The organism is Burkholderiales bacterium (assembly GCA_036262035.1).
In the GTDB taxonomy this organism is placed as follows: domain Bacteria; phylum Pseudomonadota; class Gammaproteobacteria; order Burkholderiales; family SG8-41; genus JAQGMV01.
This window is the reverse complement of sequence record DATAJS010000027.1, coordinates 121,570-142,371: the sequence shown is the minus strand read 5'-3', so window position 1 is coordinate 142,371 and position 20,802 is coordinate 121,570. Positions and strand designations below refer to the sequence as shown.

Genomic DNA, 20,802 nt, shown 5'->3' with positions numbered 1-20,802 from the left:
GTGGCGACCGTCCTGGTCACCGGCGCGGCGGGCTTCGTGGGGGCGGCTGCGGTACGCGCGTTCGCCGCAGCGGGGTGGAGCGTGCGCGCGGCGGTCCGCGCCGGCGCGCAGCCCAATACCTCCCGCGTCGAATGGCGTGCGGTCGGGGACATCGCCGCGCCGCACGCGTGGGACGGCGTCACGCGCGGCGTCGACTGCGTCGTGCACGCCGCGGCGCGGGTGCACATACGCCAGGACAGGGCGCCCGAAGCTCGCGCGGCATTCCACGACGTCAATGTCGCGGCGACGCGCCGTCTCGCGCTGCAGGCGGCGAGCGACGGTGTGCGCCGCTTCGTCTTCGTCAGCTCGATCGGCGTCAACGGCACCCGCACGGGCGCGCGAGGCTACTCCGAGGCCGATCCGCCGCAGCCGCACAATGCGTACAGCAAATCGAAGCTCGAAGCCGAGCACGCGCTGTTCGACGTCGCGCGCGACACCGGGCTCGAGGTCGTGGTCCTGCGTCCGCCGCTCGTCTACGGACGAGACGCGCCGGGCAACTTCCGCATGCTCGCGAAGTGGATCGCGCGCGGCTGGCCGCTGCCGTTCGGCGCGATCGACGACAACCGCCGCAGCGTGGTCTTCATCGAGAACCTCACCGATGCGATGCGCGCGTGCGCGACCGACGCCCGCGCGGTGAACAAGGTGTTCCTCGTCGCCGATGGCGAGCCGGTGTCGACCGCGCAACTGGTGCGCGCGATGGCCGCGGCGATGCGGCGGCCGTCACGTCTGTGGAACGTGCCCAAGCCGCTGCTCGAGCGTGCGGCGGACGCGGTGGGCGCGCTGCGCCCGCTGCTCGATTCGCTGGTGATCGATACGGCGCGCCTGCGGCACGACCTCGGCTGGACGCCGCCTTACACGCTCGAGCAGGGCCTCGAGAAGACCTTCGCCGGCTAGGCGTTCTGCGCGCCGACGAACGCCGCGAGATCGCTATCCCAGTCGTGCAGCGCGACGCCGAAATCGGCGCTGAAGCGGCGCGTGTCGAGCACGCTGTTCGCGGGACGCGCCGCGGGCGCCGGAAACTCGGCGCTCGGTACGGGCACGATGCGCGGCGCCGGCCGCGCGCGGCGCGCCGTCATGCGTTCGAACAAACGCCGCGCGAAAGCGGCGCGCGTCACGCTGCCGGTGGCGGTGAGGTTGTAGGTTCCCGAGCGGTCCGCGCCGCGGTTCGCGAGCGCGCTCACGGTCGCGCGCGCGATCGCGAGGGCCCACGTCGGCGCACCGACCTGGTCGTCGACGACGCGCAGCTCGTCGCGCTGCTCCGCGAGCGAGAGCAGCGTCGTCACGAAGTTCCGGCGGCGCGCGTCGTACACCCAGTTGGTGCGGAAGATCAGATGCTCGGCGCCGGAGGCGAGGATCGCGTCCTCGCCGGCGAGCTTGGAGCGGCCGTATTCGTTGACCGGATTCGGTGGGTCGCTCTCGAGGTACGGGCGATCGGCGGCGCCGTCGAACACGAAAGCCGTGGAGTAGTGCACCAGCAGCGCGCCCAAGCCGCGGGCTTCCTCCGCCATGACGCCCGGGGCCGCGGCGTTGACCGCATGCGCGCGCGCGCTGTCCGATTCCGCGCGATCCACATCGGTGTAAGCGGCGGCGTTCACCACGATGCGCGGACGCGCGTCCCGCACCGCCGAGCGCACCGCTTCCAAGTCGGCGAGATCGAGGTCGGCGTGAGCGAGCGCGCGCGTCTCGCCCAGTTCGGGCAGGAGCCGCGCAAGATGCCAGCCGATCTGCCCGCCCGTGCCGAACAACAGGACGGTCACGGAAACAGCTCGGCTTCGGCGAAGCGCGTCGCGCGCGCGTCGCGATCGGAGAGCAGCGGGCGGCCTTCGAGCGGCCAGTCGATCGCGAGATCGGGATCGTTCCACGCGATGCTGCGCTCGTCCGCGGGCGAGTAGAACTCGGTCGTTTTGTAGAGCACCTCGGCGCGCTCGGAGAGCACGACGAAGCCGTGCGCGCAGCCGACCGGCACCCACTGCATCAGCCGGTTCCCGGCGGAAAGCCGCACGCCGGTCCACCGCCCGAAGGTCTTCGACGAGCGCCGCAGGTCGACCGCGACGTCGTAGACCTCGCCCACGACGACGCGCACGAGCTTGCCCTGCGGCTTCGCCAGCTGGTAGTGCAGGCCGCGCAGCACGCTCTTCATCGAGACCGAATGGTTGTCCTGCACGAAGCGTGCGTCGACGCCGGTCGCTCGAGCGAACGCCGCCTCGTTCCAGCTTTCGAAGAATGCGCCGCGCGCGTCGGCGAAGACGCGCGGGGCGAGGACGAGCACGCCCGGGATGTCGGTCGCTGCGACGTGCAGCGCGCTCATGCGCGCCGGCTTACACAGTACTGCACGTCGATCCAGCGCCGGTATTCGCCGCTGGTGACGCTGTCGACCCATGCGCCGTTGGCCAGGTACCACTCGATCGTCGCGCGCAGCCCCTCGTCGAACGCGACGCGCGGCCGCCAGCCGAGATCGCGCGCGATCGCCGAGCCGTCGATCGCGTAACGCCGGTCGTGTCCCGGACGGTCGGCGACGTGCTCGATCAAGCGCGAGCGCGGCGCGCCTTCGGGGCGCATCGCGTCGACGAGCGCGCACAGCGCGCGCACCACCTCGAGGTTGGCGCGCTCGGCGTTGCCGCCGATGTTGTAGGTCGCGCCCGGCGCCGCGTGCGCGAGCATCGTGCGCAAGGCTGCGCAGTGGTCGGAGACGTGCAGCCAGTCGCGCACCTGCGCGCCGTCGCCGTACACCGGAATCCTCCCGCCGCGCAGCGCGTTGAAGATCGTGAGCGGGATGAGCTTCTCCGGAAACTGGTACGGACCGTAGTTGTTCGAGCAGTTGCCGATGAGCGTGGGCAAGCCGTAGGTGTGGCGATACGAGCGCACCAGGTGATCGGCGCCGGCCTTGGAAGCCGCGTACGGGCTGTTCGGCGCGTAGCGCGAGCGCTCGGTGAACGGCCGATCGTCGGGCGCGAGCGAGCCGTACACTTCGTCGGTCGAGACGTGCAGGAAGCGGAACGCGTCGCGCTCTCCCGACGGCGCACGCGACCAGTATTCGCGCGCCGCTTCGAGCAGCGTGAACGTGCCGACCACGTTGGTCTGCACGAAAGGCGCGGGTCCGGAGATCGAGCGATCGACGTGACTCTCGGCCGCGAAGTGCACGATGGCGCGCGGTCGGTGCTGCCCGAGCAGTTGCGCGACCAGCGTTGCGTCGGCGATGTCGCCGTGCACGAAGACGTGACGCGGATCGCCGTCGAGATCGGCGAGGCTCGCGCGGTTGCCGGCATACGTGAGCTTGTCGAGATTGACGACGGTGTCGGTCTCCGCCGCCATCCACGCGCGCACGAAGTTCGAGCCGATGAAGCCGGCGCCGCCGGTGACGAGGATGGTCGGTTGCATGACGGATGTCTGGATGACGCGCCGGCCGCGTGCGCGAGTGGGATTTGTTCGCGCCAGGTGTTAACCTCCGCGGTGCTTTTTCAAGCATAACATACACATAGCATCGTCCTCAGTTTCGTACAGTGCCGCGCATACTGCTCGTGAAGACGTCTTCGCTCGGTGACGTCGTCCACAACTTTCCCGTGGCGAGCGACATCGCGGCGCGCGTTCCCGGCGCGAGCATCGACTGGGTCGTCGAAGAGGGTTTCGCCGGCCTGCCGCGGCTGCATCGCGCGGTGAGCCGCGTGATCCCGCTCGCGATACGGCGCTGGCGGCAGTCGTGGTGGCGCGCCGATACGCGTCGCGAGGTCTCGGCGTTTCTCGACGAGCTCCGGTCGATGCGCTACGACGCGGTCATCGATACGCAGGGATTGTTCAAGAGCGCGATCGTCGCGCGCGCCGCGCACGGCGTGCGCTACGGCTATGACTGGTCCAGCGCACGCGAGCCGCTCGCGCCGTTCTACGACCGCACCTTTCGCGTGCCGCGGGATGCGCCCGCGGTCGAGCGCAACCGCACGCTCGCCTCGCTCGCGCTGTCCTATGCGCCGCCGCCCGCGGTCGATTACGGCATCGCGTCCGAAGCGCACTCGCGCCTGGTGCGCGAGCGCTACGCGGTGCTGGTGCACGCGACGAGCGCCGAAGCGAAGCTCTGGCCCGACGAGCGCTGGGCGGCGGTCGGCAACCGTCTGCGCTCCGCCGGCGTGCGATCGCTGCTGCCGTGGGGCAGCCCCGAAGAGCAGCGCCGCAGCGAAAAGCTCTCGCGCTCCATCGAGGACGCGATGATCATGCCGCGGAGGCCGCTCGGCGATCTGACCGCGGTCCTCGCGGATGCCGAATGCGTGATCGGCGTCGACACCGGTCTCACGCATCTCGCGGGCGCGCTCGGTACGGTCACCGTCGGCATCTACACCGCGACCGATCCCGCGCTCACCGGGCTGTACGGCTGCGCGCGCGCGGCGAACGTCGGCGGACGGGGCCAGGTGCCGGACGCCGACGCGGTGCTGCGCGAGATCGAGCGCCTGAAAGGCGGCGGATGAGCGTCGCGCGCCTCGCCTACAGCGCGGTCGCGTATCTCGCCGTGCCCGCGGTGCTGGCGCGGCTCGCGTGGCGCTCGCGCGCCGAGCGCGGTTACGCTGCACACGTGGCCGAGCGCTTCGGCTTATACGGAGGGCGTGTAGCCTCGCGGCCGCTAGTGTGGGTGCACGCGGTGTCGGTCGGCGAGACGCACGCGGCCGAACCGATCGTGCGCGCGTTGCAGGCGCGCTATCCCGATCATCGCGTGCTGCTCACGCACATGACGCCGACCGGCCGGCGCGCGGGCGAAAGGCTGTATGGAGACGCCGTCGAACGCGCGTACCTCCCGTACGATCTCCCGGACGCGGTGTCGCGCTTCCTCGAGCATTTCAGGCCCGCTTTCGGCGTGATCATGGAGACCGAGATCTGGCCGAACCTCGTGCACGCGTGTCGCGCGCGCGGCGTTCCGCTGTTCCTCGCGAACGCCCGGCTGTCGGAGCGCTCGTATCTCGGCTATCGGCGGCTCGCGGCGCTCGCACGCGAGAGCGTCGAGCGTTTCACCGCGATCGCGGCGCAGACCGGGGCCGATGCGGAACGCCTCCGCGCGCTCGGCGCGCGCAACGTGACGGTCACCGGCAGCGTCAAGTTCGACGTCGCCCCGCCGCTGGAGCAACTCGGACTCGGCCGCGCGTGGCGCGAGAGCTACGGCGAGCGGCCGGTGGTGCTCGCCGCGAGCACGCGCGAAGGCGAGGAAGCGCTGGTGCTCGATGCGTTTGCCGCCTTGCCCGAGCGGCCGTTGCTCGTCGTCGTGCCGCGCCATCCGCAGCGCTTTGACGAGGTCGCGGCGCTCATCGAGCGCCGCGGGCTTGCGTACGTCAGGCGCAGCGCCGGCATTGCGCCGTCGCGGGACACCCGAATCGTGCTCGGCGACAGCATGGGCGAGATGCCCGCGTATTACGCCGCGGCGGACGTCGCCTATATCGGCGGCAGCCTGTTGCCTTTCGGCGGTCAGAATCTGATCGAAGCGTGCGCGGTCGGCACGCCGGTCTTCGTCGGGCCGCACACCTACAACTTCACCGAAGCGGCCGGGCAGGCGGTGGCGAGCGGCGCCGCGATCCGCGTCGCGGATGCGACGGCGCTCGCGCACGAAACGATGAACGTGGTGAAGGACGAAGCGCGGTTACGCGAGATGCGCGAGCGGGCGCTGGAGTTCGCGCGGGCGCATCAGGGAGCGACGGACCGGGTGATGCAGATGATTGCGGCGACGCTACCGTAGGGTGCGCGCGAGCGCACCGCGCCTTTCGCGGTGCGTTACCACGCACCCTACTTTCAGAACACGAATTTTTCGGGCTGCACCGCATTCTTCAACGGCGCGATGCACGTCTCGAACAGGTTGACCGAGTTGAACGCGCCGGCGTCGACCGCGGTGATGAGGCGCGCTTCCATCACCGGGGGCTCGCCGACGACCACGAGGAGCCGGCCGCCGGTCTTGAGGCTCGCCTTGAACGCGGCCGGAAGCACCGGCACCGAGCCGGTCACGACGATCGCGTCGTAGGGGCCGTGCTTGTCCCAGCCTTGCGCCGCGTCGCCGGCCTCCAGGGTCACGTTGGCGATGCCGTTCCTCGCGAGGCGCTCCGCGGCGGCCCGGGTGAAGTCCTCGTGAATGTCGACGCTGTAGACGTGCTGCGCGACGCTGGCGAGCAGCGCGGTCATGTAGCCGCTGCCGGTGCCGATTTCGAGCACCTTGTCGGTCGGCGCCAGCGTGAGCTCCTGCAGCATGCGCGCTTCGACCTTGGGCTGGAGCATGCGCTCGCCGTGACCGATCGGGATCTCCATGTCGGCGAAGGCGAGCGCCTTGTACTGCGCCGGCACGTAGTCTTCGCGGCGGATGCGAAAGAGGAGATCGAGCACGCGCTGGTCGAGCACTTCCCAGGTGCGAATCTGCTGCTCCACCATGTTGAAGCGCATGTGCTCGACGTCGCGCATCTCATCGATTCGGGCTGACATTTTTTCTAACCGGGGGAAGGGGTTACGGAACTTGAAATTATCCCATAGTTCGATTAGCGTTGACACTTCACGCAGGGGTCCTTGTTCAAGCCAGAACAGGGTGAGAAAGACCCTCCGAACCTGATACGGGTAATGCCGGCGTAGGGACGCGTGATGTGGACAGAAACCTCCGCATCTCCCCCCTGCGCTTCGTGGTACCAGAGGAGCGCACATGAACGCCAATCCCAAGTTTCTGAACGCCACCGCCCACGTCGACGACGCGGCGGTCAAACCGCTGCCCAATTCGCGCAAGGTCTACGTCGAAGGCTCGCGCCCCGACATCCAGGTGCCGATGCGCGAGATCACGCAGTCGGATACGCCCGCCGCGATGGGTGCGGAAAAGAACCCGCCGATCTTCGTCTACGACACCTCGGGCCCGTACACCGACCCGAATGCCCGGATCGATATCCGCTCCGGCCTGCCGGCGCTGCGCCAGAAATGGATCGAGGAGCGCAACGACACCGAAGAGCTGGCCGGTCCGACCTCGAGCTACGGCCAGGAGCGCCTCGCCGATCCCAAGCTCGCGACGCTGCGCTTCAACCTGCACCGCAAGCCGCGCCGCGCGAAAACGGGCATGAACGTCACGCAGATGCACTACGCGCGTCGCGGCATCATCACGCCGGAGATGGAGTACATCGCGATCCGCGAGACCCAGCGGCGCGACGCCCTGCCCGACCTGGTCACGCGCCAGCACAAAGGTGAATCCTTCGGCGCGGCGATCCCGAAAGTGATCACGCCCGAGTTCGTGCGCGACGAAGTCGCGCGCGGCCGCGCGATCATCCCGAACAACATCAACCACCCCGAGACCGAGCCGATGATCATCGGCCGCAACTTCCTGGTGAAGATCAACGCCAACATCGGCAACTCGGCGGTGTCGTCGGGCATCCAGGAAGAAGTCGAGAAGATGACGTGGTCGACGCGCTGGGGCGGCGACACCGTGATGGACCTCTCGACCGGCAAGCACATCCACGAGACGCGCGAGTGGATCATCCGCAATTCGCCGGTGCCGATCGGCACGGTGCCGATCTACCAGGCGCTCGAGAAAGTCGACGGCAAGGCCGAAGAGCTCACCTGGGAGATGTACCGCGACACGCTCATCGAGCAGTGCGAGCAGGGCGTCGATTACTTCACCATCCACGCCGGCGTGCGGCTGCCGTTCATCCCGATGACCGCGAAGCGCATGACCGGCATCGTCTCGCGCGGCGGCTCGATCATGGCGAAGTGGTGCCTGGCGCACCACAAGGAGAGCTTCCTCTACACGCGCTTCGAGGAGATCTGCGAGATCATGAAGCAGTACGACGTCGCGTTCTCGCTCGGCGACGGGCTGCGTCCCGGCTCGGGCTACGACGCGAACGACGAGGCGCAGCTCGCGGAGCTGAAGACTCTCGGCGAGCTCACCGACATCGCGTGGAAGCACGACGTGCAGGTGATGATCGAAGGCCCGGGCCACGTGCCGATGCAGCTCATCAAGGAGAACATGGAGCTGCAGTTGAAGTACTGCAAGGAAGCGCCTTTCTATACCCTCGGACCGCTGACCACCGACATCGCGCCCGGCTACGACCACATCACCTCCGCCATCGGCGCGGCGATGATCGGCTGGTACGGCACCGCGATGCTGTGCTACGTCACGCCGAAAGAGCACCTCGGCCTTCCCGACAAGGAAGACGTGAAGGACGGCATCATGGCCTACAAGATCGCCGCCCACGCCGCCGACCTCGCCAAAGGGCACCCCGGTGCGCAGATCCGCGACAACGCGCTGTCGAAAGCGCGCTTCGAGTTCCGCTGGGAAGACCAGTTCAACCTCGGCCTCGATCCGGACAAGGCTCGCGAGTTCCACGACGAGACCCTGCCGCAGGAAGGCGCCAAGCTCGCGCACTTCTGCTCGATGTGCGGCCCGCACTTCTGCTCGATGAAGATCACGCAGGACGTGCGCGATTACGCGGCGTCGCAAGGCGTCGCGGAAGGCGAGGCGCTGCAGAAAGGCATGCAGGAAAAGTCCGAGCAGTTCAAGCAGCAGGGCTCGGAGATCTACAGCAAGCTTTGAGAATCGTCATCCCGGACGTGTCCGCGTCAGCGGGCGCGATCCGGGATCCATTTTGACGTTCAAGTTCAAAATGGATCCTGGCTTTCGCCGGGACGACGGCGCATCGGAGGCGGCATGCGCATCGCAGGCGCGGCACTGATCGGTATCGCCCTCATCGCTCCCGCCCACGCCGCCGAGCCGTTCATCGGCGGCGTGGTGAAGGAGAGCGACGTCACGCTGCTCTTCGACTACCTGCGAGACGCGATGTCGGCGGCGTTTCAGGGCCGCGAGGCCGTGCCGCCGGAAGCGCTCGCGCGGCGCGCCGAAGAGATCGCGGTCGAAGCGAAGCGCCACGGCGAGATCGCCGCGCGCGCGGCGATCGACGCGATCGAGCGCGACGTGCGCGAAGCGATGCGCCGTCCGGAGCGATTGCCCGGAAGCATTTAGTGTTCCGTCATTCCCGCGAACGCGGGAATCCATTTTGGCTTGCGGCTTGAAAATGGATTCCCGACCGCGCTGCCGCACGCCGGGAATGACGAATCTCGCGTGAAGCGGTTTACCGACCGCGCTGCCGCGCGCCGGGAATGACGAATCTCGCGAGATCGCCGCGATGTTCGTCGCGTACAATCGCGCGCCATGGACGCCGTCATTCTGCTCAAGGCGCTGATACTCGGCGTCGTCGAAGGCCTCACCGAATTCCTTCCCATCTCCTCGACCGGCCACCTCATCCTCGCGAGCCAGCTGCTCGGCTTTCACGACGAGAAAGGCAAGGTCTTCGAGATCGCGATCCAGACCGGCGCGATGCTGGCGGTCGTCTGGGAATATCGCGAGCGCTTCACGCGCGCGCTGACCGGCATAGGGCGCGATCCGGTCGCGACACGCTTCGTCGTCAACCTCGTCATCGCGTTCATCCCCGCCGCGGTGCTCGGCCTCGCTTTCGGCAAGCTCATCAAGGCGCACCTCTTCAACGCGATCGCGGTCGCGGCGGCGTTCATCGTCGGCGGCATCGTCATCCTGTGGGTGGAGCGGCGCAAGCCGAAGCCCGCGCGTATCGACAGCGTCGATCAGATGTCCCCGCTCGACGCGCTGAAAGTCGGTATCGCCCAGGCGTTCGCGCTGATACCCGGCACTTCGCGATCGGGCGCGACGATCATCGGCGGCATGCTGTTCGGCCTGTCGCGCAAGGCGGCGACCGAGTTCTCGTTCTTTCTCGCGGTGCCGACGCTCATCGCGGCGGGCGCCTACGACCTGCTCAAGCATCGCGATCTCTTCTCCGTGGCCGATCTGCCGGTGTTCGGCGTGGGCCTGATCGCTGCATTCGTGTCCGCGTTCGTCTGCGTGCGCTGGCTCATCCGCTACATCGCGACGCACGATTTCACGGTGTTCGCGTGGTATCGCATCGTGTTCGGAGCCTTCGTGCTGTTCACGGCGTATGCGGGCTTGGTAACGTGGGCTGACTGATCGGACCTGTCATCGCGAGGAGCGATAGCGGCGCGGCGATCTCGCGGCGCGCGTTCCGAGCGCCTCGGGATTGCTTCGTCGCTGCGCTCCTCGCAATGACTGCAAACAAGTGATCTCACTCCATCGCTATCGCGAGCTCTTCGAAGTACCGCAGGTGCACGCGGCGCTCGGCGCGTCGATCGTCGGACGATTGCCGATCGGCATCGCGGGGCTCGCGATCCTGCTGTTCGTGCAAAGCCGCGCGCAATCGTTCGGGCTCGCCGGCACCGCGAGCGCGCTGTACGTGCTCGGGCTCGCGAGCATCGCGCCATTCCTCGGGCGTTTCATGGATCGCTTCGGCCCCCGGCCGATACTGATCGCGTGCGGTCTCGCGTACCCGGCGGCGCTCGCCGCGCTCGCCGCGCTCGTGCTCTCGGGCGCGCAAGCCGCGGCGGTCGGCGCATCGGCGTTCGTCGCAGGCGCTTCGCTGCCGCCGGTCAGCGCGTGCATACGCGCGCTGTATCCACGGCTCATCGAGCGCGCCGAACTGCTCCAGACCGCGTATTCGGTCGATTCGGCGGTCGTGGAGCTCGTGTTCATCGTCGGTCCGGCGATCGTAGCCGCATGCATGGCCGTCGGTTTTCCGGAAGCCGCGATCGCCATCGCGGCGCTCTCTGCAGCCATCGGCTCCGGCGTTTTCGCGCGCTCGCCGCCGGTCGCGCAATGGATGCCCGCGCGGCACGAGCGGCCGAAGCAGCGCGGCGCGCTGGGCAAGCCGGGGCTCACCGTGGTGTTCGCCACGACGGTGCTGTACTCGATCGGATTCGGATTGTTCGAAGTGGGCGTCACCGCGCACGCCGCAGCGATGGGCGCCCCTTCGGCGGCCGGCATCGCGCTGGCGCTCGCGAGCGTGGGCAGCTGCGCAGGCGCGGTCGTCTACGGGTCGCGGCACTGGGCGATGCCGCTACCGAAGCAGTTCCTCGCCGCGCTCGTCGCGATGGCCGCCGGCATGCTGCTGCTCGTCGCCATCGATCACCTCGTGCTCTACTCGCTCGCGGCGATCCTCGCGGGCGTCCCGATGGCGACGGTCATCGCGACCCAGTCGCTGCTGATCTCGAGGCTCGCGACGCGCGAGCGCCTCGCCGAAAGCTTCACGTGGGCGACGACGTGCCTGCTGGGAGGGGTCAGCGCGGGAATCGCGCTGGGGGGATGGATGGCGGAGGGACTCGCAGCCAGATGGCTGCTGATTGCGGCGGCGGGGAGTACCGCGATAGCGGCTGCGTGGGTGGCGGCGGCGTTAAAAAGTGACGAAAAAAGGTGACGGGTGAAACGGTGACGGGTGAACCGGTTTATCCGTCACCGCCTTATCCGTCACCGATTCATCCGTCACTTTTAACTCTGCGTCCAAGGCAATCCCGACGCCCGCCACCCGCCGACGGTATTGCGATGCCCTGAACCGTCCTTGTCCCCTTCGAACCCCTCGAGCACGTTGTAGGTCTGCGCATAGCCCGACTGCATCGCGAGCATCGCGGCGTTGTGCGAGCGGCCGCCGCTGCGGCACAGGAAGAGGAGCGGGGTATTCTTGTCGGGGACGGCGGATTCGAGCTGCTTCACGAAATCGGCGTTGGGACGGCTGCCGGGCCACTGCAGCAGCTCGACCTCGACGGCGCCGGGAACGCGTCCGACCCAGTCGAGCTCCGCTTTGGTCCTGACGTCGACCAGCCTGGCGCCGCCCTGCTGGACGACTTCGTGCGCTTCCTTCGGCGTCAGCGCGCCTTCGTAGGGGAGCCCCATCTCTTTCGCCCGCTGGCGGGCTTTCTGCAGCGTGTCTTCGGTGCTCATGGCGACTTCAGGCCTTCGTCGAAAAAGAAGGGGCGAATTTTAGCACCGGCACCACAACGAACCGTTGTGCACTAAAATGGAGCGTCCGGTTCGGGCGGTCGCACCATAACAGTGCGTTCGAGCGGTGCAGGTGTGCGCAACTCCTTGTGAGACAATGTGTTTCTCGCCGAATGGGGTGGTACGCTTCCTGCTCAAACGGCTTCCCCGTTAGCTATCCCAGCTTTCACACCGACATACCAACAGGAGAATACCAATGGCAGGTGCTGCCGACGTCATCAAGATGATCAAGGAAAACGAGGTCAAGTTCGTCGACCTGCGTTTCACGGACACCCGGGGCAAGGAGCAGCACGTGTCCGTACCGGCGAAAGCCTTCGGCGAAGACAAGTTCGCCGACGGCCATGCATTCGACGGCTCCTCGATCGCCGGATGGAAAGGCATCCAGGCGTCCGACATGCTGCTGATGCCGGACCCGGATTCGGCGAACCTCGATCCGTTCACCGACGAGCCGACGCTCCTGCTCACCTGCGACGTGGTCGAGCCTTCGGACGGCAAGGGTTACGACCGCGATCCGCGCTCGATCGCCAAGCGCGGCGAGGCGTACCTCAAGTCGAGCGGCATCGGCGACACCGCGTATTTCGGTCCCGAGCCCGAGTTCTTCATCTTCGACTCGATCACCTGGAACGTCGACATGTCCGGCTCGTACGTGAAGATCAAGTCGGAAGAAGCGCCGTGGTCCGCGCAGGAAGACTTCGAAGGCGGCAACATGGGTCACCGTCCGGCGGTCAAGGGCGGCTACTTCCCGGTGCCCCCGGTCGACTCGCTGCAGGACATTCGCTCGGCGATGTGCATGGCGCTCGAGGAAATGGGCGTCGAAGTCGAAGTGCATCACCACGAAGTCGCGGCCCCGGGCCAATGCGAGATCGGCACCAAGTTCAACAGCCTGGTGAAGCGCGCCGACTGGTCGCAGATCCTCAAGTACGTCGTGCACAACGTCGCGCACTCGTACGGCAAGACCGCGACGTTCATGCCGAAGCCGGTCGTCGGCGACAACGGCTCGGGCATGCACGTGCACCAGTCGCTCTGGAAAGGCGGCCAGAACCTGTTCAGCGGCAACGGCTACGCCGGTCTCTCCGAGCTCGCGGTGTACTACATCGGCGGCATCATCAAGCACGCCAGGGCGCTGAACGCGATCACCAACCCGGGCACCAACTCGTACAAGCGCCTGGTTCCGCATTTCGAAGCGCCGATCAACCTCGCGTACTCCGCGCGTAATCGCTCGGCCTCGATCCGCATCCCGTACGTCTCGAGCCCGAAGGCGCGCCGCATCGAAGTGCGCTTCCCGGATCCGACGGCCAACCCGTATCTCGCCTTCACCGCGATGATGATGGCCGGCATCGACGGCATCCAGAACAAGATCCACCCGGGCGATCCGATCGACAAGAACCTCTACGACCTTCCGCCGGAAGAAGCGAAGAAGGTTCCGAATGTCTGCTCGTCGCTGGACGAGGCGCTCGAGCACCTCGACAAGGACCGCGAGTTCCTGACGCGCGGAGGCGTGTTCTCGAACGACATGATCGACGCTTACATCGCGCTGAAGATGGACGAAGTGCAGCTCTTCCGCGCGACCACGCACCCGATCGAGTACCAGCTCTATTACAGCCTTTAATCGGGCCCTGTGCAGCAACCGGAGCGGGCCGTTCGCGGCCCGCTTTTTTTTGACCCGCGTGTCGCACGACACGTTTGTCGGGACTGACGAAGCGCTGCACCATGAAAGTGCGTTGCGACGGCGTTATCGGTGACATAGACTTGAAGCATGCTTCACAGAGCTCTTCTCGTCATAGCCGCTTCTTGTGCGTTGTCCGCACACGCTGCGGGCAACGTGATGTACGAGTGCATCGATGCGAACGGCGGCAAGCAGTTCACGAACGTGCCGGAGAATCCCAAGGCCTGCCGCGCGCTCAACATCCAGATGAACACCACGCCGCCGCCCGCCGCGCCCGGGCATGCGAACGTCGGCAAGGTCTCTCCCGCGCGGCCTGCCGCGACGCCCACCCCCGCGGGCTTCCCGCGCGTCGATCGCGAGACGCAGGCGAACCGTGACAGCGACCGCCGCCGCATCCTCGAGAACGAGCTCGCGAGCGAGCAGAAGCTGCTCGACGACGCGAAGCGCGACCTCGCCGCTCAGGAGAGCCAGCGACTCGGCGACGAGCGCAACTACCAGCGCGTGCTCGACCGCCTCGAGCCTTACAAGAAGAAGGTCAAGCAGCACGAGGACAACGTCGCGGCGATCCGACGCGAGATCTCGAGCATTCGCTAGCCGCCACTCGCGTGGCGTAGTTCCCCTCCATTCCGCTCACTGCCCAATGTCGGGCGCCGCGACTCGCGCGTGGCGCAGATATTGCTAAAGCCGTCGTCCGGCAGAAACCTCAAGACGATGGCTCTCAATGAACTCCCCGGTCTCGACCTCCTGGCGACGGCAGTCATGCTGATCGACGAGAGCGAGCGCGTGCGCTACATGAATCCCTCCGCGGAAAGCCTGTTCGGCCTGTCGAGCCGCAACGCCGAGGGCACGCCGATCGAAGCGATCTTCAAGGGCGGCGCGGAGCTCTCCGCCGCGATCGGTTACGCGCGCGACAACAACGCGAGCTATACCGAGCACGACCTCACCCTGTCGGCCAACGGCTCGGGCGCGCTGCACCTGTCGTGCACCGTCACGCCGGTCGAGCCGAACGCGTCCACGCCCGAGGGCGGCTACCTCATCGAGCTGCGCCACATCGAGCAGCAGCTCAAGATCGCGCGCGAAGAGCGCATGCTCGACCAGAGCCAGGCGAACCGCGAGCTGATCCGCAACCTCGCGCACGAGATCAAGAACCCGCTCGGCGGGATACGCGGCGCGGCGCAGCTCCTCGACCGCGAGCTCGAGCGGCCGGGACTGCACGAATACACCCAGGTCATCATGAAAGAGGCCGACCGGCTGCAGCTCCTGATGGACCGGCTGCTCACGCCTCACCGCCTGCCGCAGCGGGCGCCGGTGAACATTCACGAGGTGCTCGAGCGCGTGCGAAGCGTGATCCTCGCCGAGTTCTCGGGCCTCGCGATCAAGCGCGACTACGACACCAGCCTGCCGCCGGTCGAAGGCGACCGCGAGCAGCTCATACAGGCGACGCTCAACATCGCGCGCAACGCCGCGCAGGCGATCGCGGCGAGCGACATGGCAGGCGGCGAGATCGCGCTGGTGACGCGGGTGGCGCGGCAGGTGACGCTCGCGCGCAAGCGCTATCGGCACGCCATCGACCTTCGCATCATCGACAACGGCCCCGGCATCCCTGAAGAGCTCCGGGAACGCATCTTCTATCCGCTCGTATCGGGACGCGACGGGGGCAGCGGGCTGGGGCTCACGCTCGCGCAGAACTTCATTTCACAGCATCACGGCACGGTCACTTTCGAAAGCGCGCCAGGCAGGACGTTCTTCTCGATCCTGCTGCCGGTAAACGACGAGCAAGGGGGCTGATTCGCAATGAAACCGGTCTGGATCATCGACGACGACCGCTCGATACGCTGGGTGTTCGAGAAAGCGCTCACGCGCGAGAACATCGCTTTCAAGACTTTTTCCTCCGCGCGCGAAGCGCTCGCGGCGATGGACGACGAATCCCCGCAGGTCGTGGTGAGCGACATCCGCATGCCGGGCGAATCGGGGCTGGAGCTCCTGCAGCAGGCGAAGGAGCGCTTCGCCAACGTGCCGGTGATCATCATGACCGCGTACTCGGATCTCGAGAGCGCGGTGACCGCGTTCCAGGGCGGCGCCTACGAGTACCTGCCCAAGCCTTTCGACGTCGATCACGCGGTGGAGCTCATCCGCCGCGCCGTGGAAGAGAGCATGCGCCAGGAGACCAAGGCCGAGCCTCACGAGGCCGCGCCCGAGATCCTCGGCCATGCGCCGGCGATGCAGGAAGTGTTTCGGGCGATCGGCCGCCTCGCGCAATCGCATGCGACGGTGCTCATCACCGGCGAATCGGGATCGGGCAAGGAGCTCGTCGCCAACGCGCTGCACCGGCACAGCCCGCGCGCGGCGCGCCCTTTCATCGCGCTCAACACCGCGGCGATACCGAAGGAGCTGCTCGAGTCCGAGCTCTTCGGCCACGAGCGCGGCGCCTTCACCGGCGCGCAGAGCATGCGGCGCGGGCGCTTCGAGCAGGCCGAAGGCGGCACGCTCTTTCTCGACGAGATCGGCGACATGCCGCAGGAGCTGCAGACGCGCCTGTTGCGCGTGCTCTCCGACGGCAACTTCTATCGTGTCGGCGGCCATCAGCCGATCAAGGCCAACGTGCGCGTGATCGCCGCGACGCACCAGGACCTCGAAGCGCGCGTGCGGCAGAACCTTTTCCGCGAGGACCTTTTCCATCGTCTCAACGTGATCCGCCTGCGCCTGCCTTCGCTCCGCGAGCGGCGCGAGGATGTGCCGCTGCTCGCCAAGTACTTTCTGCAGAAGAGCGCGCGCGAGCTCAACGTCGAAGCCAAGCGTCTTTCCGAGCCCGCGCTCAAGTACCTCCAGGCGCAGGACTGGCCCGGCAACGTGCGCCAGCTCGAGAACGTGTGCCACTGGCTCACCGTGATGGCGCCGTCGGTGAACATCGAAGTGAACGATCTTCCCGGCGAGCTGCGCGCCGAGAGCAGCGCGCCCGCCGCGCAGAGCTGGGTGTCGGCGCTCGAGCGGGAAGCCGAGTCGCAGCTGAACCGCGGCGAGACCGGCATCATCGACGAGCTCACGCGGCAGTTCGAGAAAGCGCTCATCCTGCGCGCGCTGGCGCATACCGGCGGCCGGCGGATCGAAGCGGCGCACCTGCTCGGGCTCGGGCGCAATACGCTCACCCGGAAAATCCAGGAATTGAAGATCGACGGTGAGCGACCGTGATGTAAAAAGCGTTGAACCGCGAAGGACGCAAAGGACGCAAAGGTAATTCCGTTTTTTTGTTTAGCTTTGGTTGTCCTTTGCGTCCTTTGCGTCCTTGGCGGTTGAATACGCTTTTGGCATGCCCTATGACGCACCGACATCGAGCTCCGCGAGCATCGGCGCGTGATCGGAGGGCCGCTCCGCGCGGCGCGGCTCGATGTCGATCGTGCACGACCTGCACAGCTTCGCGAGCTGCGCCGAGAGCAGGATGTGGTCGATGCGCAATCCCATCTTGCGCCTGAACGCCATCATCCGGTAATCCCACCACGTGTACGAGCGCTCGGGCTGGTCGAACAGCCTGAACGCGTCCTGCAGTCCGATACCGAAGAGGCCGTGCAGCGCTTCGCGCTCGGGCCCGGTGAAGTGGATCTTGTCTTCCCACAGCGCCGGGTCGTGCACATCGCGCTCTTCGGGAGCGATGTTATAGTCGCCGCACACCGCGAGCTTCGGATGGCGCGACAGCTCGTCGATGAGCCAGGCGCGCAGCGCGTCGATCCATTTCATCTTGTAATCGAATTTCGCCGAGCCGATCTTCTCGCCGTTCGGGACATAGACGCAGATCACCCGCATCCCGGCGACCGTCGCCGAAAGCACGCGCTTCTGCTCGTCCTCCCAGCCCGGTATGCCGGTCGCGACGTCGTCGATCGGCAGCCGCGACAGGATCGCCACACCGTTATAGGTCTTTTGGCCATGAAAGATCGCCTCGTAGCCGGCGGTCTTCAGGGCATCACGCGGAAACCTGGCGTCCTCGAGCTTTGTTTCCTGCAGGCAGAGCACGTCGGGCTCGTGCTTCCCGACCCAGTCCAGGACGTGCTCGATACGCACGTTGAGGGAGTTGATATTCCAGGTGGCGAGTTTCATCGGATGGTGTAATTGTGCGTTATAGGCCTTCGCGAGTTCGCAAGTATTATCTCGTGGAAACAAGGACAACGCCGCGGCGCCGAGGGCGCCCGCGCGATTGTGCAGCAGGAGAACAGGGGAATGACCAGTAGCGAGATGCTCGCGGTGATGTTCACCGACGTGTGCGACAGCGCCAGCGTCTACCGGACCTTGGGCGATGCAGAGGCCCATAAGCTCAGCAGCCAGTGCGTGCGCGTGGTCGTCGAGGCCGCGCGCCGCAACGGCGGCAGGTTCATCAAGACGATCGGCGACGGTGTGATGCTCACCTTCGCGAATCCGCGCGACGCTTACCGCGCAGCGATCGGCATCCAGCTCGCCGCGCGCGAATCGCCTTTGCGCGTGAAGGTCGGGATGCACTACGGACCGATGATAGACACCGGCAACGACGTGTTCGGCGATACGGTGAACGTCGCCGCGCGAGTGCTCGGGCGCTCGGCCGCGAACGAGATCCTGATGACGCGCGAATGCGTCGACGCGCTGCGTCCCGAGCAGCGGGCCACGGTGCGTCTGCTCGACACGACGAACGTCAAGGGCCGTCCCGAATGGCTCGAGATCTACCGCGCGATCGGCGACAGCGATGACGCGACCAAGGTCGTGTCCTCGTCGAACGCGGGCACCGCCGCGCCGACGGCGCTGCTGCTCAAGTACAAGGACGAGGTCGTGCGGCTCGAGCTGACCGCCGGCGCGCTGCTGATCGGACGGGATCCCGGCTGCACGCTCGTCGTCGACACCGCGTGGGCGTCGCGGCGCCATGCGACGCTCGACGTGCAGCGCGGCAGGTTCGTGCTCGTCGACCACAGCGCCAACGGCACGTATGTCGTCGACGAGGATGCCGCCGAGCAGCATGTGAACCGCGAAGTCCACCCTCTCGCCCGCCGCGGCACGATCTCGATCGGCATCAGCGCTCAGGAAAATCCGGACGACGTCATCCGCTATCGCAGCGAAGCCGGTAACGCATGACGCGATCGTTCGTGTAAGCTAGACGCGGGTTCCTTCACTTTCCGGCACGGTGCTTGCGAGTGCGATGGCTCTCGACATCGCGCGAAAACCCCTATGCCTTACGGTGCGCAAACGCGTCGCAGCGTCAGCTCGCTGCCTTTCGCTCTCGTCCTCGCGGCAACGCTCGCGCCCCTGGCCGGTTGCTCGAACTGGACGATCGGCGGGACGTCCGGGCCCGTCGCTCCGCAGACCGATGCGATCGAGCGCTCGACCTTGCATCTCACCAAGGCGCCGCACGCGGCGGGCGAGTGCATCGTCGCCAATGCGCAGCAGGCGGGAGCGGCCGCGCAGCTCGTTCCGCTGTACGGCCTCGAATCGGTGGCGGTGACCGTCACCAACCGCGTGGCGGGCGATCAACTCGCGGTCTTCAGTCTCACGCCCAACGACAGCGGCGCGCATGCCGAGACGACGACGTGGGCGGGCGTGCGCGAGCGTCAGGAGCTCCTGCGCAAGCTCACCCAGGGCTGTTGATCGCGTAGGGAGAGTCCCTACAGGCTTTTCTCCGTCCCCCGCGTCTGCCGCCTGAACTCGTCGAGGCTGATGGTCGCGATGCCCTGACGGCGGTAGTGCGAGCGGTGGTGATAGATGCTCTTGTAGAAGTCGCAGCTTTTACAGATCGCCGCAAAATCGCCGCGCTGCTGCGCTTCGATGATCGCCATATAACGCGGATTGTCGGGCGAGACGATCTTTTCCAGCGGCTCTTCCGCGATGTTGCCGATCGCGAGCGTCGCGTCGACGTCGCGGCACGCGCAGGCGTTCACCACGCCGGTCGCCATCACCTGCACCGAGTCGAAGAGCTTCTCGCACGCTCCCATCTTGTACGCGCCGTCGGTGGGATTGATGTACATGTCGAGCCCCGCGACGTCGTCCTGGGTGATCAGCCCGCCCCAGTTGTTGTAGACGCCGGGCGCGAGCCAGATCTCGTGGCCCGCGGCGCGAAATCGCTCGACGGCCTGCAGCAGGTCGGTCGTCGCGCCCCTGGGACGCTTGAGGGTGGAGCGCAACCCGATCGCCACTTCGAACGATGCTTGCGGCATCACTTCCAGCAGCGCGTCGAGGTTCGCGAGCAGGCGCTTGTAGAGCATCGGCGTGCTGCCTGCGATCTTGACGAAGCTGTCGAGGTCGTGGCCGTAGACGCTGACGGTGAGGTGCCTGAGCTTCTTCAGCGAGGCGAGCCGTTTCGTCGCGTCGGGCTTCGGGATCGTGAGATTGGTGAAGAACTCGTAGCTCTCCACACGCTCGTCGCGCTCGAGGAAGTCGAGCTTCGCGGACAGCGTCTTGTCCATGAAGACGTCACCGGTGCACGGGGTGAGCTCGAAGCGCGTGTAGCCGAGCGCGAGCGCCTGCTCGACGGCGTCGACGAAGGTGTCGTACGACATGCTCACTTTCGGCGTCGACTTCTTGGTGTACGCGCAGAAGCGGCACTTCAGGTTGCACGCGCTGCTCGTCTCGATGTGGAAGAGCTTGCGGTCGCGCGGGATGAACTGCCGGCCGAGGGCGCGGTTGACGCCGATCTCGATGCGCACGAGCAGGTTCTTGAGCCGGGTTGCGAGAGCTGCGGTGTTCAAGGCTTGGCGGTGCTCGGCTTCGCCGGGTCGGGTTTGGCGGCAGGCGGTTGAGGTTTCTGCGCGGGATGCGCTTCGTGTTTCATGCCCGGCGGCGGCGTGCGCGGGTAGCCGGCGCTGTCGAGCGCGGCGTCCCATTCGGTGTCCAGATAGCCCTTGAGCGTGTGCGAGCCGACGGTCAGCACCGGCACCTCCAGACTGCCGGTGAGCTTCTTCAGCGCCGCGCTTTCCCGGGACGCGTTGCGCTCGGTATACGGCACGCCCCGCTTGGCGAGATGGTTCCTCGCGGCGGTGCAGGGCTCGCCGCAGTCGAACGCCCACAGGGTCACCGGGTGTTTCTTCATCGCCTGCTGAACGCTGTAGGGCAGCGTGGAGGTCTGTATGGTATTGCCGCCGACGGTCCGCTGCTCGACGTTCCTGGCGTCGGCCGGCGGCGGCGTGTCGCGCCACTCGACGCGCCCTTTTTCGTCGACCCAGCGGTACAGCTGCGCCGCAGAAGCGACGCCGGTCAGCGCGAGCACAACGAGCGCGGCCAGGGCGTGGGCTTTCATGAGCCCGAGTTTACG

The 20,802-nt window shown here is 66.9% G+C and carries 21 protein-coding genes and 1 riboswitch; of the genes, 13 read left to right on the top strand and 8 right to left on the bottom strand.

The window, feature by feature from the left end:
* Entirely contained in the window at window positions 1–933 is a 933-nt protein-coding gene (locus VHP37_26955; GenBank protein HEX2830016.1) for an NAD-dependent epimerase/dehydratase family protein, read from the top strand.
* On the opposite strand, the gene rfbD is transcribed toward VHP37_26955, so the two are convergent.
* Genes rfbD through rfbB form a run of 3 tightly spaced genes read right to left on the bottom strand, consistent with a single transcriptional unit; the run spans window position 930 to window position 3,417 of the window.
* Window positions 930–1,796 (bottom strand): dTDP-4-dehydrorhamnose reductase, encoded by an 867-nt coding sequence (rfbD, locus tag VHP37_26950; protein HEX2830015.1) that lies wholly within the window; start codon window positions 1,794–1,796, stop codon window positions 930–932. The two genes, VHP37_26955 and rfbD, sit on opposite strands and share 4 nt — an antisense overlap.
* Window positions 1,793–2,347 (bottom strand): dTDP-4-dehydrorhamnose 3,5-epimerase, encoded by a 555-nt coding sequence (gene rfbC / locus VHP37_26945; GenBank protein ID HEX2830014.1) that lies wholly within the window; start codon window positions 2,345–2,347, stop codon window positions 1,793–1,795. The genes rfbD and rfbC overlap by 4 nt, the downstream gene beginning before the upstream one ends.
* A complete protein-coding gene (gene rfbB / locus VHP37_26940; protein HEX2830013.1) occupies window positions 2,344–3,417 on the bottom strand; it encodes a dTDP-glucose 4,6-dehydratase in 1,074 nt (357 codons plus the stop codon). The genes rfbC and rfbB overlap by 4 nt, the downstream gene beginning before the upstream one ends.
* A 122-nt stretch (window positions 3,418–3,539) precedes the next feature.
* Here rfbB and waaC point away from each other — a divergent pair, with 122 nt between their 5' ends.
* Window positions 3,540–4,493 carry a lipopolysaccharide heptosyltransferase I gene (waaC, locus tag VHP37_26935; protein ID HEX2830012.1) on the top strand — a complete coding sequence of 318 codons (954 nt, stop codon included), beginning with the start codon at window positions 3,540–3,542 and terminating at the stop codon, window positions 4,491–4,493.
* Window positions 4,490–5,746: a lipid IV(A) 3-deoxy-D-manno-octulosonic acid transferase gene (gene waaA, locus VHP37_26930; protein ID HEX2830011.1), complete on the top strand. Its 1,257-nt coding sequence runs from the start codon at window positions 4,490–4,492 to the stop codon at window positions 5,744–5,746. Before waaC ends, waaA begins: the two co-directional genes overlap by 4 nt.
* Before the next feature lie 53 nt (window positions 5,747–5,799).
* On the opposite strand, the gene VHP37_26925 is transcribed toward waaA, so the two are convergent.
* A complete protein-coding gene (locus tag VHP37_26925) occupies window positions 5,800–6,477 on the bottom strand; it encodes a protein-L-isoaspartate O-methyltransferase (GenBank protein ID HEX2830010.1) in 678 nt (225 codons plus the stop codon).
* 63 nt (window positions 6,478–6,540) lie between these two features.
* Window positions 6,541–6,642, top strand: a riboswitch (TPP riboswitch).
* Window positions 6,643–6,688: 46 nt separating this feature from the next.
* On the opposite strand from VHP37_26925, the gene thiC reads away from it, so the two are divergent.
* The 4 genes from thiC (at window position 6,689) to VHP37_26905 (ending at window position 11,300) form a co-directional block, all read left to right on the top strand.
* Window positions 6,689–8,560 carry a phosphomethylpyrimidine synthase ThiC gene (gene thiC, locus VHP37_26920; GenBank protein HEX2830009.1) on the top strand — a complete coding sequence of 624 codons (1,872 nt, stop codon included), beginning with the start codon at window positions 6,689–6,691 and terminating at the stop codon, window positions 8,558–8,560.
* Window positions 8,561–8,674: 114 nt separating this feature from the next.
* Window positions 8,675–8,986: a hypothetical protein gene (locus VHP37_26915; protein ID HEX2830008.1), complete on the top strand. Its 312-nt coding sequence runs from the start codon at window positions 8,675–8,677 to the stop codon at window positions 8,984–8,986.
* A 189-nt stretch (window positions 8,987–9,175) separates the two neighbouring features.
* Window positions 9,176–10,000, top strand: a complete 825-nt coding sequence (locus tag VHP37_26910) for an undecaprenyl-diphosphate phosphatase (protein HEX2830007.1) — start codon at window positions 9,176–9,178, stop codon at window positions 9,998–10,000.
* Between the two features lie 109 nt (window positions 10,001–10,109).
* Window positions 10,110–11,300 carry an MFS transporter gene (locus tag VHP37_26905; GenBank protein ID HEX2830006.1) on the top strand — a complete coding sequence of 397 codons (1,191 nt, stop codon included), beginning with the start codon at window positions 10,110–10,112 and terminating at the stop codon, window positions 11,298–11,300.
* A gap of 71 nt (window positions 11,301–11,371) precedes the next feature.
* Here VHP37_26905 and VHP37_26900 read toward each other — a convergent pair whose 3' ends face one another.
* Entirely contained in the window at window positions 11,372–11,821 is a 450-nt protein-coding gene (locus tag VHP37_26900) for a rhodanese-like domain-containing protein (GenBank protein HEX2830005.1), read from the bottom strand.
* A 253-nt stretch (window positions 11,822–12,074) separates the two neighbouring features.
* On the opposite strand from VHP37_26900, the gene glnA reads away from it, so the two are divergent.
* The 4 genes from glnA (at window position 12,075) to ntrC (ending at window position 16,733) form a co-directional block, all read left to right on the top strand.
* Window positions 12,075–13,487 (top strand): type I glutamate--ammonia ligase, encoded by a 1,413-nt coding sequence (gene glnA, locus VHP37_26895; GenBank protein HEX2830004.1) that lies wholly within the window; start codon window positions 12,075–12,077, stop codon window positions 13,485–13,487.
* Window positions 13,488–13,676: 189 nt separating this feature from the next.
* Window positions 13,677–14,138, top strand: a complete 462-nt coding sequence (locus VHP37_26890) for a DUF4124 domain-containing protein (protein ID HEX2830003.1) — start codon at window positions 13,677–13,679, stop codon at window positions 14,136–14,138.
* Window positions 14,139–14,255: 117 nt separating this feature from the next.
* A complete protein-coding gene (glnL, locus tag VHP37_26885; protein HEX2830002.1) occupies window positions 14,256–15,332 on the top strand; it encodes a nitrogen regulation protein NR(II) in 1,077 nt (358 codons plus the stop codon).
* A gap of 6 nt (window positions 15,333–15,338) precedes the next feature.
* The gene (gene ntrC, locus VHP37_26880) at window positions 15,339–16,733 is read left to right on the top strand and encodes a nitrogen regulation protein NR(I) (protein HEX2830001.1); all 1,395 of its coding nucleotides are present in this window, start codon (window positions 15,339–15,341) and stop codon (window positions 16,731–16,733) included.
* A 123-nt stretch (window positions 16,734–16,856) separates the two neighbouring features.
* On the opposite strand, the gene xth is transcribed toward ntrC, so the two are convergent.
* On the bottom strand, window positions 16,857–17,633 hold the full coding sequence (gene xth, locus VHP37_26875; GenBank protein HEX2830000.1) for an exodeoxyribonuclease III: 777 nt from the start codon (window positions 17,631–17,633) through the stop codon (window positions 16,857–16,859).
* Between the two features lie 120 nt (window positions 17,634–17,753).
* Between xth and VHP37_26870 the strand changes: the two genes are divergently transcribed.
* Window positions 17,754–18,632: an adenylate/guanylate cyclase domain-containing protein gene (locus VHP37_26870; protein HEX2829999.1), complete on the top strand. Its 879-nt coding sequence runs from the start codon at window positions 17,754–17,756 to the stop codon at window positions 18,630–18,632.
* A 93-nt stretch (window positions 18,633–18,725) separates the two neighbouring features.
* Window positions 18,726–19,142, top strand: a complete 417-nt coding sequence (locus tag VHP37_26865) for a hypothetical protein (protein HEX2829998.1) — start codon at window positions 18,726–18,728, stop codon at window positions 19,140–19,142.
* Between the two features lie 17 nt (window positions 19,143–19,159).
* Here VHP37_26865 and VHP37_26860 read toward each other — a convergent pair whose 3' ends face one another.
* Window positions 19,160–20,239 carry a radical SAM protein gene (locus VHP37_26860; GenBank protein HEX2829997.1) on the bottom strand — a complete coding sequence of 360 codons (1,080 nt, stop codon included), beginning with the start codon at window positions 20,237–20,239 and terminating at the stop codon, window positions 19,160–19,162.
* Window positions 20,236–20,787, bottom strand: coding sequence for a glutaredoxin family protein (locus VHP37_26855; GenBank protein HEX2829996.1), 552 nt, complete (start codon window positions 20,785–20,787; stop codon window positions 20,236–20,238). The genes VHP37_26860 and VHP37_26855 overlap by 4 nt, the downstream gene beginning before the upstream one ends.
* Window positions 20,788–20,802 lie beyond the last annotated feature (15 nt).